The sequence below is a fragment of the Castellaniella sp. genome, from assembly GCF_036379515.1.
In the GTDB taxonomy this organism is placed as follows: Bacteria; Pseudomonadota; Gammaproteobacteria; order Burkholderiales; family Burkholderiaceae_B; genus Castellaniella.
Map to the genome: position 1 here is coordinate 1 of NZ_DASVGN010000024.1, position 16,730 is coordinate 16,730.

General features: G+C 60.6%; 13 protein-coding genes and 1 pseudogene. 10 read left to right on the forward strand and 4 right to left on the reverse strand.

The features are described 5' to 3' along the window. Together VF285_RS07460 and purN are read right to left on the reverse strand one after the other, a co-directional pair. A pseudogene (locus VF285_RS07460) lies at positions 1–323 on the reverse strand (RsmB/NOP family class I SAM-dependent RNA methyltransferase); the annotation flags it as partial. Further along, complete coding sequence (gene purN / locus VF285_RS07465; RefSeq protein ID WP_346952027.1) at positions 320–940, reverse strand: phosphoribosylglycinamide formyltransferase; 621 nt, start codon at positions 938–940, stop codon at positions 320–322. The gene purN and the pseudogene VF285_RS07460, both read right to left, overlap by 4 nt. Before the next feature lie 152 nt (positions 941–1,092). Between purN and VF285_RS07470 the strand changes: the two genes are divergently transcribed. From VF285_RS07470 to VF285_RS07515, 10 genes are all read left to right on the forward strand, one after another. Continuing rightward, positions 1,093–2,061, forward strand: coding sequence for a bifunctional riboflavin kinase/FAD synthetase (locus VF285_RS07470; RefSeq protein WP_346951991.1), 969 nt, complete (start codon positions 1,093–1,095; stop codon positions 2,059–2,061). Further along, a complete protein-coding gene (gene ileS, locus VF285_RS07475; RefSeq protein WP_346952028.1) occupies positions 2,051–4,891 on the forward strand; it encodes an isoleucine--tRNA ligase in 2,841 nt (946 codons plus the stop codon). The genes VF285_RS07470 and ileS overlap by 11 nt, the downstream gene beginning before the upstream one ends. Continuing rightward, positions 4,878–5,396, forward strand: a complete 519-nt coding sequence (gene lspA / locus VF285_RS07480; protein WP_414648092.1) for a signal peptidase II — start codon at positions 4,878–4,880, stop codon at positions 5,394–5,396. Before ileS ends, lspA begins: the two co-directional genes overlap by 14 nt. Positions 5,397–5,406: 10 nt before the next feature. Next, on the forward strand, positions 5,407–6,603 hold the full coding sequence (gene coaBC, locus VF285_RS07485) for a bifunctional phosphopantothenoylcysteine decarboxylase/phosphopantothenate--cysteine ligase CoaBC (RefSeq protein WP_346951992.1): 1,197 nt from the start codon (positions 5,407–5,409) through the stop codon (positions 6,601–6,603). A gap of 30 nt (positions 6,604–6,633) precedes the next feature. Next, a complete protein-coding gene (gene dut, locus VF285_RS07490) occupies positions 6,634–7,098 on the forward strand; it encodes a dUTP diphosphatase (RefSeq protein ID WP_346951993.1) in 465 nt (154 codons plus the stop codon). A 239-nt stretch (positions 7,099–7,337) separates the two neighbouring features. Then, positions 7,338–8,480: a branched-chain amino acid ABC transporter substrate-binding protein gene (locus tag VF285_RS07495; protein WP_346951994.1), complete on the forward strand. Its 1,143-nt coding sequence runs from the start codon at positions 7,338–7,340 to the stop codon at positions 8,478–8,480. A 92-nt stretch (positions 8,481–8,572) separates the two neighbouring features. Further along, a complete protein-coding gene (locus VF285_RS07500) occupies positions 8,573–9,475 on the forward strand; it encodes a branched-chain amino acid ABC transporter permease (protein ID WP_346951995.1) in 903 nt (300 codons plus the stop codon). A 15-nt stretch (positions 9,476–9,490) separates the two neighbouring features. Continuing rightward, positions 9,491–10,474, forward strand: coding sequence for a branched-chain amino acid ABC transporter permease (locus tag VF285_RS07505; protein WP_346951996.1), 984 nt, complete (start codon positions 9,491–9,493; stop codon positions 10,472–10,474). Beyond that, a complete protein-coding gene (locus tag VF285_RS07510; RefSeq protein WP_346951997.1) occupies positions 10,471–11,310 on the forward strand; it encodes an ABC transporter ATP-binding protein in 840 nt (279 codons plus the stop codon). Before VF285_RS07505 ends, VF285_RS07510 begins: the two co-directional genes overlap by 4 nt. Further along, positions 11,307–12,017: an ABC transporter ATP-binding protein gene (locus tag VF285_RS07515; protein ID WP_346951998.1), complete on the forward strand. Its 711-nt coding sequence runs from the start codon at positions 11,307–11,309 to the stop codon at positions 12,015–12,017. Before VF285_RS07510 ends, VF285_RS07515 begins: the two co-directional genes overlap by 4 nt. Before the next feature lie 189 nt (positions 12,018–12,206). Here the strand turns inward: VF285_RS07515 and putA are convergent, their stop codons facing one another. Then, on the reverse strand, positions 12,207–15,992 hold the full coding sequence (gene putA, locus VF285_RS07520; protein ID WP_346951999.1) for a trifunctional transcriptional regulator/proline dehydrogenase/L-glutamate gamma-semialdehyde dehydrogenase: 3,786 nt from the start codon (positions 15,990–15,992) through the stop codon (positions 12,207–12,209). 103 nt (positions 15,993–16,095) lie between these two features. Then, positions 16,096–16,728: a PqiC family protein gene (locus VF285_RS07525; RefSeq protein WP_346952000.1), complete on the reverse strand. Its 633-nt coding sequence runs from the start codon at positions 16,726–16,728 to the stop codon at positions 16,096–16,098. Positions 16,729–16,730 lie beyond the last annotated feature (2 nt).

The window sequence follows — 16,730 nt, forward strand, 5'->3', positions numbered from 1 at the left end:
CCCAAAATCGCCAGGCGGCGCGTCGCAGCGCCGACCCCACTTTCCGCAAATTGCCGGTAACGACGCAAGTTTCGCAAGACGTCGAACACCGCCTCGGCGATTTCCCCACGGTCGCGCAACCCCGCATTGCTGTGTGCCCGGAACCAATGGGACAACACCGCATCCGCCGGATACTGCCACTGAAGGACTTCGCCCAGCACCTGGCGCACCTGCTCGATGCGAGCCGCTGCCACCACATACGGGCGTGCCTGAGAAGCCGCCACCTCGGCTCGTGGGGGCGACCGTTTGCTCCCGGATCGTGTCCGGCGTTCATCTTTATTCATGATTTATCCTGCCCTTCAAACAACGCCTCGCCCAGCCAGGCACGGTGCGTCTCGCCATCTACGACGACCTGTCCATCCTGTCCCAAGTGCACCTGCCGCTTGGCGAGCCACCGAAGTACCTGTGCGTAGACATAATGCTCCACTGGCAGGAGCCGCTGCGCGAGCACGTCGGGCGTGTCACTGGCCAGCACAGGGATGATGCCTTGAGCAATGATGGGACCATGATCCAGCTCAGGCGTTACAAAGTGCACCGTGCACCCATGCCACTGCACCCCTTGGATCAAGGCCTGTGCATGGGTATGCAGCCCCGGAAACGCGGGGAGCAGGGACGGGTGAATATTGATGATACGGCCACGAAAACGACGGACGAGGTCTGCCCCCAGAACGCGCATGAAGCCTGCCAGGAGAATGTAATCCGGTTCGAGCTGCTCCAGATGGGACTGCAATGCCGCGTCAAACTCGGCGCGATGGGCAAAATCACGGTGCGACAGCACCGCCACGGGCAGGCCCTGGTCACGCGCCCACGACAGCCCTGCAGCCTCCGGCTTGTTGGCCAGCACGCTGCATATCCGCACAGGAAGATGTTCGTCGGTAACCGCCTGAACCAGGGACTGCATGTTCGAGCCACGGCCTGAAATCAGGATTGCGACACGGATCGGTGAGGCGACGTCGGAAATGACGCTGTCTGGTGTGGCCTGACTGTCGGGCACCAAAGGTTCGGTCTCGGGCATAAAATCCACACGAAAAGCGAAATTGTAAACTCTCGCCTGTGAAAGCACCCACTCCTCATTTGTACCGTAGCCTGCCTCGCCATGACTCGGCAGCACCCAGCGCCGTCACCATCGGAAACTTCGATGGTGTCCACCGTGGTCACCAAGCCATCCTGACGCACCTGTGTGCACAGGCCCAAGCGCATGCATTGGTTCCTACGGTCATGACTTTTCTGCCGCATCCCAGAGCCTTTTTCGCCCAGCGTGGCCAAAGGCCCGAGCTCATCCCGACACAAATCAGCAGCTTGCGCAACAAAGTGGCAGCACTGGCGGCGCAGGGCATGCGCCAGATCGTCATTCAACGCTTCGACCAGCGCCTGGCCGACATGAGCGCGGAGGATTTCGTCCGAAAATTGCTGGTAGCCGGCCTGAACACCCGCTGGCTACTGGTAGGCGAAGACTTCCGCTTTGGTCACAAGCGAACGGGCGACATCGCATTGTTACGTCGCCTGGGCGCCGAGTGTGGCTATACCGTGGAGACGCTCGCTGATGTGAACGACTATCATGGGCAACGCATCTCCAGCTCAGCCTTGCGTACCGCCCTGGCTGTAGGCGATCTCGCGCGCAGCGTCGAGCTGCTGGGCCGCCGCTACGCCATCAGCGGCCACGTGATCCACGGACAAAAACTGGGACGCGACCTGGGATTTCCAACGCTGAACATGCGCGTTCCCAACCCCTGTGCAGCCCGATCCGGCATCTATGTGGTACGTGTACACGGTCTCGCACCGGCCGCGCTGCCGGGCGTTGCCAGCCTGGGCGTACGGCCGACCATCACCGACCACGGCGCGCTGTTGCTCGAGACGCACATTCTGGATCGATCCGTAGCCGCCTACGGTAAACTGGTACGCGTCGAATTCCTCGAATTTTTGCGCGACGAGGAATCCTTCCCTGATTTACAGACCCTGACCGCCGCCATCCGCCAGGATGCGCAAGGCGCTCGTGACTATTTTGCTTCCCATGGACTATAGAGACACACTCAATCTGCCTGACACACCCTTCCCCATGCGGGGGAACCTCGCCAAGCGAGAACCGGGCTGGATCAAAGAATGGGAAGAAAAGGACCTCTACGCGACCATTCGGGCGGCCGCACAAGGCCGGCCAAAATTTATTCTGCATGACGGCCCGCCCTATGCAAACGGTGACATCCACATCGGGCACGCGGTCAACAAGATTCTCAAAGACATCATCGTCAAGAGTCGTGACATGGCGGGATACGATGCCCAGTATGTCCCAGGATGGGACTGCCACGGCATGCCGATCGAAATCCAGATCGAGAAAAAATACGGAAAGCATCTCCCTGTAGCCGAAGTGCAGGCGCGTGCACGCGCCTATGCTGCCGAGCAGATCGAACGCCAGCGCAAAGATTTCAAGCGGCTGGGTGTGCTGGCCGAATGGGACAATCCGTATCTCACCATGAACCACAGCAACGAGGCCGACGAGCTACGGGCCCTTGCACGCATCATGGAAAAGGGCTTCGTGTTTCGCGGGCTCAAGCCCGTGAACTGGTGTTTCGACTGCGGATCGGCTCTGGCCGAAGCTGAAGTCGAATACGCCGACCGTAAAGACACTTCGGTGGACGTCGCCTTCGCGTTCGACGACAAGGCCGCCATCGCGCGGGCCTTCGGTCTGCCCGGCGAGGTCGAGGCCGGAGCCATCGTCATCTGGACTACGACCCCATGGACGCTACCCGCCAACCAGGCGCTCAACCTGCACCCCGAACACGAATACGCACTGGTGCTTCTGGCACGGCCTCGGGCAACGGGCGCCCTGCTGCTGATGGCCAGCGAATTGGTCGAATCCTGCCTGAAGCGCTGGGACCTGCAAGGCGAAGTTATCGCGCGCGCCCCGGGTCAGGCGCTGGACGGACTACGCTTCCGCCACCCGCTCTACGAAGTCGACCCGGGGTATCGCCGTTTGTCGCCGGTGTACCTGGGTGACTATGTGACGCTGGATTCTGGAACAGGGGTGGTGCACTCTGCCCCGGCCTATGGTGTGGAAGACTTCCAGTCCTGCAAGGCGCACGGCATGGCCGACAAGGACATCCTCGGACCCGTCATGGGCAACGGCCACTATGTCGACAGTTTGCCGCTTTTTGGCGGCGAGCTCATCTGGGAGGCCAACCCGAAGATCGTCGAAGCGCTGCGCGAAGCCGGCAGCCTGGTACACGCACAGTCGCACACACACAGCTACATGCACTGCTGGCGGCACAAGACCCCTATCATCTACCGTGCCACCAGCCAGTGGTTTGCCGGCATGGACGTCCAGCCCAAGGCCGGACCTACCTTGCGCGAGATGGCGCTCAAAGGCGTAGATGACACCGCATTTTTCCCCTCGTGGGGTCGCGCGCGCCTGCATGCCATGATTGCCAACCGTCCAGATTGGACGCTTTCACGGCAACGCCAGTGGGGCGTTCCCATGGCCTTCTTCGTCAACAAAGAAACCGGTGCCCTGCATCCTAAGACCCCGGAGCTGCTGGATCGGATCGCCGACCGCGTCGAGCACGAAGGCATCGAGGCGTGGCAGACATTGGACCCACGCGACCTGCTGGGCGATGAGGCCGATCTCTACGAAAAGAACCGTGACACGCTGGACGTCTGGTTTGATTCCGGAACCACCCACGCTACCGTACTGGGTGGCCAAGGCCATAACCTCAAGGGGTCGCATGCGACGCAACTCGCCTGGCCAGCGGACCTCTACCTGGAAGGCTCGGATCAACACCGTGGCTGGTTCCATTCGTCACTGCTCACCGGTTGCATGCTCTACGGTCGCGCGCCCTACAAGGCCCTGCTTACGCACGGTTTCGTGGTCGACGGCCAGGGCAAAAAAATGAGCAAATCCGTAGGTAACGTCGTCTACCCACAGGAAATCGCCAACTCGCTCGGTGCCGAAATTCTGCGTCTATGGACAGCTTCTACTGATTACTCGGGCGAACTGTCCATCTCGAAACAAATTTTGGACCGCGTCGTGGAGTCATACCGGCGCATCCGCAACACGCTGAAATTTTTGCTTGGCAACTTGGCCGACTTCAAGGTCTCCAACCAGTCCGTCGCCATCGAGTCCCTGCTGGAAATTGACCGCTATGCCCTGCAAATGACGGCCACGATGCAGGCGGAAGTTCTGGCGGCTTACGAGCGCTACGAGTTCCACACAGCCATCAATCGGCTGCAGATCTTCTGTTCTGAAGACCTGGGGGCGTTCTACCTCGACATCCTGAAAGATCGCCTCTACACCGCAGGCCAGGACAGCCACGCACGACGCTCTGCGCAGACAGCGCTCTTTCACGTTACGCATGCGCTGCTCAAGCTCCTGGCCCCTATCCTTTCGTTCACAGTCGAAGAGGCCTGGGCGGACATCCAGGGAAACCCGGCGTCGCCCACGATTTTCACCGAACGTTTCCACGAGATTCCCATGCCCGCCGAGGGACCCGCACTGCTGCAGCGCTGGTCGCGCCTGCGCGAGATCCGCGCCGAGACCACGCGCGAGATCGAGGCCGTGCGCACACGCGGAGAAATCGGGTCATCACTGGCTGCCGAAGTCGACTATCGCGCGTCGGGCGAAGACCTGGCCCTGCTGCAAAGCATGGGAGACGATCTGCGCTTCGTCATGCTGGTGTCGCGCGCCGACATACACGCCGGCGAAGGCGCCTTGCATATCGACGTACAGGCCACCACACACGCCAAGTGCGGGCGCTGCTGGCACCACCGCGCTGACGTAGGCCACGACCCCGAGCACCCCGAGCTCTGCGGACGTTGCGTGAGCAACCTCTTCGGACAAGGCGAAGCCCGTGAGTACGCCTGATTCTGCTGGTCCAGCGACCACTGAGGCGCCCCTGAGGTCGCTGCTGCGATGGCTCGTATGGGCGCTCGTCGTCATTGCGGTCGATCAGGCAGTCAAGCTCTGGGTCGTTCAGTCGCTAAGTTACGGGCAGCGCATCCCGGTGCTGCCGTTTTTCGACATTACGCTGCTTTTCAATACCGGCGCAGCCTTCAGTTTTCTTGCCAACGGTGGCGGGGCGCAGCGCTGGCTCTTTACCGGGATCGCCGTCGTTGCCGCTGTCCTGATCATTCGCTGGCTGTACCGAAATGCCAATCAACCCATGCTGTGTGCCGGCCTGGCCAGCATTCTGGGCGGTGCGCTGGGCAATGCACTCGACCGTATGACACATGGGCACGTCGTAGACTTTTTGCTGTTTTACTGGAAAGATTGGTATTTTCCAGCGTTCAATGTGGCGGACGTCGCCATCACCTGCGGCGCTGCGCTGCTCATTCTGGACGAAATCCTGCGCGCACGTCGCCTCGCCTGAGGAGATCTTCATGCCGGACCTGACCGGGAAGCGCATCGTTCTGGGAATGACCGGAGGCATCGCCTGCTACAAGTCGGCAGAGCTCGTGCGCCGCCTGCAAGACGAGGGCGCAGTGGTGGACGTTGTCATGACTCAGGCCGCCACACGTTTCATCGCACCTGCAACCCTGCAGGCTCTCTCGGGGCGCCCCGTCTGGCAGGACGCCTGGGACGAGCGCATGCCCAACACGATGGCGCACATCAATCTGTCTCGGGGCGCAGACGCCATTCTCATCGTGCCTGCGAGCACTGATTTCATCGCCAGGCTGGCCCAAGGGCTGGCCGACGACCTGCTGGCAACGCTCTGCGTGGCACGAGGTGCCGTGCCCCTATTGGTTGCGCCCGCCATGAACCACGAGATGTGGACGCATCCCGCGACCCAACGCAACGCGGCGCAGCTGCGAGCGGACGGCGTCAGCCTGCTGGGGCCTGCAGAAGGCTGGCAAGCGTGTGGCGAGACCGGATCGGGTCGCATGCTGGAACCCGATCAGATCCTGCGCGCTTTGGTTGCGTTCTTTCAGCCCAAGGTGCTGGCAGGTCGACGTGTTCTCCTCACCGCCGGTCCAACCAGCGAAACCATAGACCCCGTGCGGGTCCTGACCAACCGATCTTCGGGCCGCATGGGTTACGCATTGGCCCGAGCTGCAGCCGAGGCCGGAGCACAGGTCACGCTGATATCCGGTCCTACCGCGCTGACGCCCCCCGATTCGGTCCTCACCATCCCAGTTCAAAGTGCCGCCGACATGCACGCAGCCGTCATGGCACATGTGGCATCGCAAGACCTGTTCGTCGCGGTCGCGGCAGTGGCGGATTGGGGCATAGCCAACCCTTCCATCCACAAAATCAAAAAAGTCGAAGGGAAAGCGCCGCCACAGATCGAATTTATCCAGAATCCGGATATTTTGGCCGAGGTTGCAGCCCTGCCCCACGCCCCCTGGTGCGTGGGCTTCGCTGCTGAAACTGAGCACTTGCACGAGCACGCGCAAGCCAAACGCCTGCGTAAGCGCATTCCCGTCATCGTCGGCAACCTGGCCCAACAGGCCATGAATGCCAAAGACACCGAACTCGTCATTTTCGACGAAGCCGGCGCACATGCGTTGCCGCGACAGGACAAGCTGCAGGCTGCACGCGCTCTGATCGCGTGGATTGCGGCGCGCCTTCCACACTGACACGCCCCCTTCTTCCTCACCCCTCCCCTCATGCATAGACTCATCCAAGCTCGTATCGTGAACCCGCTTCTGGGCACCACCACCGTACCCCTGCCCGGCTACGCCACAAATGGCTCGGCCGCGATGGACCTACGCGCCTGCCTGGAGCTGCCCGTGACCCTGAACCCAGGAGATCGCCTGGCGGTCCCCACGGGGCTCGCGCTCAACATGATGGATCCTGGCCTGGTTGCCATCGTGGCATCCCGCTCTGGCCTGTCGCTCAAGCATGGCATCCGGGTGGCTCAAGGTATCGGCGTCATCGACGCCGATTACCACGGTGAAATCAAGGTTCTGCTCGCCAACGACAGCACCGAACCCTACCTCATTCAGCCCGGCGAGCGCATCGCCCAACTGCTGTTCCAGCCTGTGATTCAGGTGGCCCTGCAGTGCGTCGAACAATTCGACACCCCATCTGAACGCGGCGAAGGCGGCTTTGGCAGTACGGGCAGGCACTGACACGACGGCCGTATTGGTAGTTTCACGGGTTGTACTGATTTTTAACCGGTGGTTATACTCCGCACGTTCTCTCGGTTGTTCTTTAGGTTTTACCTTTGGCTTAACCTACTGCTTCCCCGGCTGAATGGGTTAACCCGATGCGATGACCTCGGGAATACCCTCATGGTGGGCACCTCATCGTGCCGATATATTTGTCGTATATCTGTAGTCCCTGGATCCGTTCAAAGGAGAATCCAACTATGAGCAGGTTGACACAACTTACAGCCATCACGGCGGCAACGCTGCTGGCCATGGGGGCCGGCACGGCATCCGCTGCAAACGGCCCCATCAAAATTGGCGTGCAAGCCCCAATCACAGGCGAATACGCGGCCGAGGGCCAAGGCATCGAAAACGGCGTCAAGCTGCTGGTCAAGCAGCAAAACGAGGCCGGTGGGCTGCTGGGCCAGAAAATCCAGGTCACCGTCTGCGATGACGAAGGCAAGGCTGCTCAAGCCGCCATCTGTGCCCGTAAGCTGGTCAACGACGGTGTCATCGCCGTCATCGGCACCTATACCAGCGGTGCTGCACTGGCCGCCGCCCCTATCTATTCCGCTGCCAACGTCATCCAGACATCGGACGGCACAAGCGACGAACTGACGCAGAAGGGCTGGAAGACATTCTTCCGCAACGCGCCCCCCAACAGCGACGAGGCTGAATTCGCAGCCAAGTACCTGGTCAACGTCAAGAAATACAAGCGCATCGCAATCCTGAGCGATCACTCCAGCTACGCTACTGGCTTGGCACAGGCGGCCACCAAGGCCATCGACGCACAGCACGGCAACATCGTCGCCAACGACTTCATCAATGCTGGCACGCAAGACTACACGGCGGTGCTCACCAAGCTGAAGTCCAAAGACCCCGACGTTCTGTTCTTTTCGGGCTACTACACTGACGGCGGCCTGATCCGCGCGCAGATGAAACAGCTCGGAATGAAGGCCGTATTCGTAGGCGGTGACGCCAACCAAAATGCCGCCTTCGCGAAGATCGCCGGCAGCGCCGCTGCTGGCGCCGTCATCATCAACGTTCCCGCACCACAGAACCTGCCTTACCCGGAAGCCAAGAAATTCCTGGCCGACTACACGCAGGCTTATGGCTCAGCGCCTCCAAGCATCTATACCTTCACCAATGCAGACGGCCTGCGCGCAGTCTTCGCAGCCATCGAGGCAACCAAGAGCACCAGCACAGCCAAGCTCATTCCATGGCTGCACGACATGAAGCAGCCGTTTGCCGGCGTGACGGGCCCATTCAAGTGGGATGCCAAGGGCGAGCGCATCGGCAGCCCCATGTCGGCTTTCGAGGTCGAAGCTGACGGCAACTACAAGACCATCTACCCGACCAATTGATCGGGGCGCCCGTTCGCCGCTGGCGACGGGCGCATTCTTTCAGCTCCTGACCGCGCGTCGTCCGCGCGGCAGCACTCTTTGAGACTCCACCCATGGACTTCGTCCTCCAGCAATTCATCAACGGAGTGACGGTTGGCGGCATTTATGCTCTGATCGCCCTCGGCTACACGATGGTCTACGGGGTGCTGAAGATGATCAACTTCGCCCACGGTGACCTATGCATCATGGGCGCGTTCATCGGCCTCACTACCCTGACGTCCGGCGTGTTCGGCGGCCTGCCCACTCCAGTGCTGCTCGCGCTGGCCTTCCTGATTGCCATGATTGTCGTCGGCGTTGCCGGCACTCTGCTCGATCAGCTCGCCTACAAGCCGCTGCGCAAAGCGCACCGCCTGTCGGCTGTAGTGTCGGCTCTGGGTGCATCCATGCTGATCGAAAACGGCCTGATGCTCATCTGGGGACCGAACGTGCAGGTGTTCCCAAGCAACATCCTGCCCACCACCACCTGGCACATTGGCGGAGCCTACCTCAGCTTCGTGCAGCTGGTCATCATCGTGGGTGCGTTCGTCCTGATGGCCGCCCTGTATTACTTCGTGCATCACACGCGCCTGGGAACCGCCATCCGCGCCACGGCCATCGATCAGGATGCGGCCCGTCTCATGGGCATCAATGTCAACCGTGTCATTGCGCTGGTATTCATCATCGGCCCGGTGCTGGGTGCCATTGGCGGCTTGTTCGTTGGCCTGTATTACCGCCAAACATATTTCACCATGGGCTGGTCCTACGGTCTGAGCGCGTTCATTGCGGCCATCATTGGCGGCATCGGGAACATTCCGGGTGCCATGCTGGGCGGCCTGGTCCTGGGGTTGTTCAACGCCTTCGGCGCTGGCTACATCTCCAGCTCCTGGCAGGATGCGATCACCTTCGCCCTGCTGATTGCCATTCTTTTGGTGCGTCCGTCCGGCTTGCTCGGTGAACGCGTCGCGGAAAAGGTTTGAGCCATGGAAACATCAGTGACATCCCACATTCAAACCAAGGGGGGCCTCCCCCCCGCAGCGCCCAAGGCGTCGACCACGACGCGCGTATTGCGCATTCTCGGCCCAGTACTCTGGGTGATCGGCCTTGCCATTCCATCGGTACTGTCACCCGCATGGATTACCATCGGCGGTATCTTTGCCATTTATTCCATCGTGGCACTGTCGCAAGACATCGTGTTGGGCCGCGCCGGAATGTACGATATGGGCCATGCAGTGTTCTTCGGCATAGGGGCTTACACCAGCGCCATTCTGTCGTTGAGCTTCAACTGGCCCATTCTGTGGACCATCCCTGTTGCCATCGTGCTATCGGCAGCACTCGGTGCAATTTTATCGGCGCCCATCGTCAAGCTGCGCGGCGATTACCTGCTGGTGGTGACCATAGGCTTCAACGCCATCTTCGTGCTGGCCATGAAAAACAATGTCTTCGGCATCACGGGCGGCGCCGACGGTCTGTTCGGCGTCAGCGGCCCCACGGTGCTGGGTCAGTCGCTTGGCACGCAAAGTGATCTGTTCTACTTGAACTGGGTGGTACTCGCCCTGGTCTTGTGGCTCATGCGCAACCTGGACCGTTCCGCATTGGGACGCACGTTCCGCTACCTCAAATACGACGAACTCGCGGCCACGACGCTGGGAGTCAATGCCCGCAACTACAAGGTCGCCGCCTTTGCGCTGTCGGCCGGTTTTGCCGGTCTGGCGGGCACGCTGTTTGCCATGCAGCTTTCAGCCGTCAGCCCAGGCTCATTTCAGTTCACGGATTCCGTCGTCCTCTTCGCCATCGTATTGGTGGGCGGGCAAGCGTCTGTGCCGGGCGTGCTGCTGGGTACTGCCATGATGTTTGTAGTACCGCAAATTTTCACGGATCTCGCTCAATACCGCTATCTGGCTTTTGGAATCGCCATGATCCTCGTCATGATACTCAGGCCTCAGGGCATCTGGCCCGCACGCAAGGGGACACTATGAAAACCCCCGACACCTCATCGACGCCGCCGCTCCTGGAACTGGACGAGATTGGAATCAGCTTTGGCGGCTTGCGTGCCGTCGACGACCTCAGTTTCCGCGTGCGGCAGGGTGAAATCGTCGGTCTGATCGGCCCCAACGGCGCAGGCAAGACCACGGTCTTCAATATGATTACGGGAGTCTACCAACCCACCAACGGCCATATTCGCTGGCATGGCAAAGACATTACGGGAATTGCTCCCCACCGCGTCGCACAGGCCGGCATTCGACGTACTTTCCAGACCATCCGACTGTTCTCCGACATGACCGTGCTCGAAAACGTGGTCGCAGGCGAACATCTGCAGATCCGCCAGAAATGGTGGCAAGGTCTGCTGAACACCCCTGCGCAGCGCCGTGAAGAAGGTGAGCTCATCACGCGCGCCACTGCCGTTCTCGAACAATTGGACTTGCTGGACGTGGCGCACGAGATGGCCACATCCCTACCCTACGGAGCACAACGCCGCGTGGAAATGGCCCGCACCCTGGTGGGGCAGCCCGAGCTCATCATTCTGGACGAACCCGCTGCAGGCTTGAACGAGCTCGAATCGTCAGCGCTCAATGACACCATCCGCGCCATCCGCAACAGCGGCATCACGGTCATTTTGGTGGAACACGACATGAGCGTAGTCATGAACGTCACGGACAACATCGTGGTCATCAATTTTGGCAAGAAGATCGCTGAAGGGAAACCTGAAGAGATCCGCAGCAACCCCTTGGTCATCGAAGCCTATCTAGGGCAGGACGACGATGAAGAGGACCCCTTGATGACAGCTGTTCAGGAAGGCCAGGTGACTCCATGACTCATTTGCTGGAAATCGACGATCTGCGTGTCAATTACGGGCACATTCAGGCACTGAAGGGCATTTCGCTGCACGTAGACGAGCGCGAGGTGGTCGCCATCCTGGGTGCCAACGGAGCGGGCAAAACTACGCTGATGCGCACGCTCAGCGGTCTGATTGCGCCCAAGTCGGGCAAGATCACATTCGGCGGACACGAGACGACTCACATGGGCGCTGATCGCATCGTGCGCCTGGGCATCGGTCAATCGCCCGAAGGGCGCCGCGTGTTTGGCACCCTTTCGGTCGCCGAAAACCTGCGCATGGGGGGCTTCACCCGTCCACCTGCTGAAATCGACGAGAGTTGCGAGCACGTCTACAAAATCTTCCCAAGGCTGTACGAACGACGTGCGCAATTGGCGGGCACACTTTCGGGTGGTGAACAACAAATGCTCGCGATCGGGCGCGCGCTGGTGACAAAGCCTCGGCTGCTGTTGCTTGATGAACCCAGTCTGGGGCTGGCACCGATCATCGTACGCAATATCTTCCAGGTGCTCAGGGATGTCCGCGATACAGGGGTCACGATTCTGATCGTGGAGCAAAACGCTCGCATGGCGCTGAAGCTTGCAGATCGCGGCTATGTGCTGGAAGTCGGTAAGTTGTCACACGAAGGGCCCGCCCGGGAATTGCTGTCGTCGCCGGAGATTCAGGCGGCCTATCTGGGGCATTGATAGGGGCTGGAATCGTCTTGCGAGGCGATTCCGTTCAAGCTGACTACACCTCAAATGCACCCGGGATCTGGCTTGCAAGCCAGATCCGTAAACCCAACCTCACCTCAAATGCACCCGGGATCTGGCTTGCAAGCCAGATCCGTAAATCGGGCGACCGAGGGTCCGCAGGGACCCTCGGATCGTCCCGATTTACCCCACCATCATTAACGAGGCGTTGCCGCCGGCAGCGGCGGTGTTGATGCACAGCGACACCTCACGCACGAGCATTTCCAGCGGATAGCCCGTACCCGAAGACAGCTCATCCGTGCGCCGCGCGATGACTGGTACGATGGGGCCTTCCCGGGCTGCCACTAACTGAGTGAGCTTCAGCAGCGCATCCCCATCGCCCTCGAAGAGCACGGCCTGATAAGAGGCTTTTCCGAGGTCAGCGAGCACAACCCAGGCAGGCGCAGCACCCTCATCCTTGAACCGATACAGGCTACGCGACTCGGGAGTATCCACACATAGCATCGCGTTGCCGGTTTTCAGGCAGGCGTCGCGTTGAGCCTGCGCACCCGCCAGGCTGACAGCCTGGCACAGTACGACCCCTCGGGGTTTGAGGCGATAAACGTTGCTCTCGCCGGTTGGGCCAGGCAGATCCAACGTCGCCTTACCGCCCGCAACATCACCTTGCACCGGCAAGTCGACGGGGCCAGAGGCGAGGAGCCGATGCAAATACAAGGGGCCACCGGCTTTGGGCCCAGTTCCGGAGAGGCCTTCACCGCCAAACGGCTGCACGCCAACGGTGGCTCCCACGATATTGCGGTTCACATAGATGTTGCCCGCGCGAATGCGATCCGCCACGTGATGCACCGTTTCGTCCAGGCGTGTGTGCACGCCAAAGGTGAGGCCGTACCCTCGGCCATTGATCTCGTCGATGACTTTGTCCAGGTCACGGCGGCGGTAGCGCAGCACGTGGAGCACCGGCCCGAAGACTTCGCGTTCGAGTTCACCCACATCAGAGATCTCGATCATCGTGGGGGCAACAAAGGTACCATGACCTGTTTGCGCGAGGTCCAGCTCACTACGCTCGACCACGTGTCCTGCCGCCTTCATGGACGAGACGTGCCGTTCGATTACCGTCTGAGCTTCGCTGTCGATGACCGGCCCAATATCGGTGGACAGCAATTCTGGGCGCCCTACCCGCAACTCGTGCAACGCGCCGCGCAACATCGTCAGGGTGCGATCGGCACAATCTTCCTGCACGCACAGCACCCGCAGTGCCGAACACCGTTGTCCGGCCGAGTCGAAGGCAGAGCTCAGCACGTCATACACCACTTGTTCCGTGAGCGCTGAAGAATCCACGATCAGCGCGTTCTGACCTCCCGTCTCCGCAATCAGAGGGACAGGACGCCCCGAAGCATCCAATCTCTTGGCCAAGGTCGCCGCAATCAGCTTGGCAACTTCGGTCGACCCCGTAAACATGACACCGTGAACGACTGGGCTGGCCACCAAGGCGGCCCCAGTGGTTTCACCTTGCCCTGGCAAAAGCTGCACTGCCGCAGCCGGCACCCCCGCACGATGAAGTACCGAAATGCCATAGGCCGCAATCAGGTTGGTCTGCTCGGCTGGCTTCGCCAGCACAACATTGCCCGCAGCAAGCGCAGCGCTGATCTGCCCAGTGAAAATCGCCAGCGGAAAATTCCAGGGGCTGATGCATAGCACGGGGCCCAGAGGTCGATGCGTCGCGTTCGAGAACTCAGCCTCGATGCGCGCGGCATAGTACCTTAGAAAGTCGATGGCCTCGCGGACCTCGGAGATCGCGTTCGGGAACGACTTGCCTGCCTCGCGGATGATCAGGCCAATGGTGGCCTGCATTTCGGATTCCATGATCTGTGCCGCGTGACGTAAGCACTGAGCACGCTCGGCGACCGGCGTTGCCGCCCAGATAGGCGCCGCATATTCTGCACGACGAAGCGCCGACTCGACGTCACGCGCGTCAGCTTCAATCAACCGACCCACCTGATCGCGACGATCAGCGGGATTGAGGACAGGCCGCATCCGCGCGTCATCCCAATCACCGGGGGGTGCCGCCTGCCAGACCTGGCCGCTGCTGGCCAGCAATGCTGCCGCCAGTGACCCCAGGCGGTGTTCGTTGCTCAGATCCAGGCCCGCAGAATTCTGGCGATGGTCCCGCGCCTGGTACAAGTCTTTAGGCAATGGAATGCGTTCGTGGGGGGTACCCAGCGGATGAATATCACGGGCTTTGGCGACCGGGTCTTCGACCAGCGAAGCCACTGGCACGGATTTGTCGCCAATCTGATTCACGAAAGAAGTGTTAGCACCGTTTTCCAGCAAGCGCCGAACCAGATACGCCAACAAGGTTTCGTGCGTACCCACGGGTGCGTAAATCCGGCAAGGGCGATTCAAGTGCCCCTTGGCCACTGGGCCTACCACCTCTTCGTACAAAGGCTCGCCCATCCCGTGCAGGCACTGAAATTCGTATTGCCCAGGATAGTAGTTTTCACCCGCCATCGTGTAAATGGAGGCCAGCGTCTGCGCATTGTGAGTGGCAAATTGCGGGAATACCGCGTCAGGCGCGGACAGCAGCTTGCGGGCACATGCCAGATACGACACGTCGGTGTGCACCTTGCGCGTGTAGACCGGGTAGCCTTCCAGGCCGTCGATCTGCGCCCGTTTGATTTCAGAGTCCCAATAGGCTCCCTTGACCAGTCGCACCATCAGGCGGTGTTTGCTGCGGCGCGCGAGATCAATCAGGAAATCGATGACGAAGGGGCAGCGCTTCTGGTAGGCTTGCACCACGAAACCGATGCCGTTCCACCCGCGCAAGCGCTCGTCGAAGCACATGGCCTCGAGGAGATCGAGCGAAAGCTCGAGGCGATCAGCTTCTTCGGCATCGATATTCAGACCAATATCGTAGCGGCGCGCCAGAACGGCAAGTTCGAGCATGCGCGGCAACAATTCAGACATGGCACGATCGCGCTGAGCTCGGGAATAGCGCGGATGCAGCGCCGACAACTTGATCGAGATGCCGGGCCCTTCGTAGATACCTCTGCCTTGCGCGGCCTTGCCGATTGCCTGGATCGCTTGCTCGTACAGCTTGTAATAATGTGCAGCGTCTTCTGCCGTCGTTGCGGCCTCACCCAGCATGTCGTAGGAATACCGGAACCCCAGATCCTCGAGCTTGCGGCCATTGGCCAAGGCCGATGCAATGGTCTGTCCGGCAACGAACTGTTCGCCCATGAGGCGCATGGCCATGTTGACGCCACGACGAATCAGTGGCTCACCGCCCTTGGCAATCAGCCGGGTCAGGGCGCGCGACAGATTTTGTTCGCTGTGCACCCCCACCAGCTTGCCCGTCACCAGTAGCCCCCAGGTGGCTGCGTTCACGAAAAGCGATTGCGACTCACCAACGTGGGCTTTCCAGTCGCCTCGGCTGATTTTGTCGCGGATCAACGCATCGCGCGTGGCCCGGTCAGGGATGCGCAGCAAGGCCTCGGCCAGACACATCAGTGCGACGCCTTCCTGGCTGGACAGTGAAAATTCTTGAATGACGCCCTCGACCCCGCCTCCGGTACGTTTGTCTCTCAAAGCTTGTACCAGGCGGGAAGCGAGCGCAGTCACTTCGGCCTGCTGGGGCACCTCGGCCTGATCCACCAGCATCGCCACGCACTCAGCCTCAGGGCGCCGATAGGCCGCCGTGATGGCAGAGCGCAGTACGGACTGAGGCTGAACCTCTTGAGCAAAAGCGTAGAAAGGCGTCTGCGGATCGGGTTCGGTGACGGCATCGGGCGCATCAGGGTCCAGTCGGTGATCGATATCCGCTGGCAATTGACCCCGCTCGATGGCCTCGATATAGGTAATGAGTGCCTGTTTGTGCAGCCAATGGGGAGTACAGCCCAGCGATTGCGCAAGCTCTTTGAGGCGATCGCGCAAAGCCTCATCTACCTTTACACCCAGGGTAACCGTACTCATGTCAGGATTCCGCAGCAGAAAGCCAAGGCCGGGAACAGCCCCGGCTCTTAGCGAATGCTAGACGGTTGTACCTGCTATTGCCATTATGGTTAACCCGAAAGTGCTAAAAGGTACAACCTTTTGAAACGATATTGGGTGCAGCCGCCTCAGAAGCGCCGGCTGCCGGTTGAGCGATAAGCCGCGCCAGTTGTGAAACCAAATGCTGCTGTGCCTGCACCAGCGACGACACGCTCGCGCCGGCAGGCCGAGACAGAGATGCTTGGCAGACCTTCACTCCTCTGGTGCCAGGGACACGGTCGGTCCACGTCGCATTCAGCCAGGCTGCACTCCCCCAGACCAGGCCAAATCGAGTCACTTGCACCACGATATCCCGCGTGGGGAGTCCTCCTGCTGCAACAGACGAACCGATGCGCCGAGGAACTCGAAGCCGTTGCGCGACCTCTGTGCCAAGCTGGCTCTGAAGCTGATCGCGTAGAGGAGCGACCCAAAGAGAGTCATTCAGCACCTGCACCGCCGGCGCGCGTGCCGGATCAACCACGACCAACTGAATCCTGTCGGCCTCGGCCGGGATACGAGATACCCGCAACGACAACTCGTAGCCAGCGGGCGCCAATGCTTCAGGTATGACCCTGGCTGCCGTAGATGCTCCTGCCAGACTGTAATAACGCAGCTGTGGCGAAGCACATCCAGACAGAAATACAGCAAGAGCCAAACCCAGACAATGTTTCCAGTTCATGC

What these genes read in the sequence shown, in the direction of transcription:
- purN (WP_346952027.1), bottom strand. Translation starts at nt 940, where the DNA reads ATGCAGTCCCTGGTTCAGGCGGTTACCGACGAACATCTTCCTGTGCGG.
- ileS (WP_346952028.1), top strand. Translation starts at nt 2,051, where the DNA reads ATGGACTATAGAGACACACTCAATCTGCCTGACACACCCTTCCCCATG.
- coaBC (WP_346951992.1), top strand. Translation starts at nt 5,407, where the DNA reads ATGCCGGACCTGACCGGGAAGCGCATCGTTCTGGGAATGACCGGAGGC.
- dut (WP_346951993.1), top strand. Translation starts at nt 6,634, where the DNA reads ATGCATAGACTCATCCAAGCTCGTATCGTGAACCCGCTTCTGGGCACC.
- VF285_RS07495 (WP_346951994.1), top strand. Translation starts at nt 7,338, where the DNA reads ATGAGCAGGTTGACACAACTTACAGCCATCACGGCGGCAACGCTGCTG.
- VF285_RS07500 (WP_346951995.1), top strand. Translation starts at nt 8,573, where the DNA reads ATGGACTTCGTCCTCCAGCAATTCATCAACGGAGTGACGGTTGGCGGC.
- VF285_RS07510 (WP_346951997.1), top strand. Translation starts at nt 10,471, where the DNA reads ATGAAAACCCCCGACACCTCATCGACGCCGCCGCTCCTGGAACTGGAC.
- VF285_RS07515 (WP_346951998.1), top strand. Translation starts at nt 11,307, where the DNA reads ATGACTCATTTGCTGGAAATCGACGATCTGCGTGTCAATTACGGGCAC.
- putA (WP_346951999.1), bottom strand. Translation starts at nt 15,992, where the DNA reads ATGAGTACGGTTACCCTGGGTGTAAAGGTAGATGAGGCTTTGCGCGAT.
- VF285_RS07525 (WP_346952000.1), bottom strand. Translation starts at nt 16,728, where the DNA reads ATGAACTGGAAACATTGTCTGGGTTTGGCTCTTGCTGTATTTCTGTCT.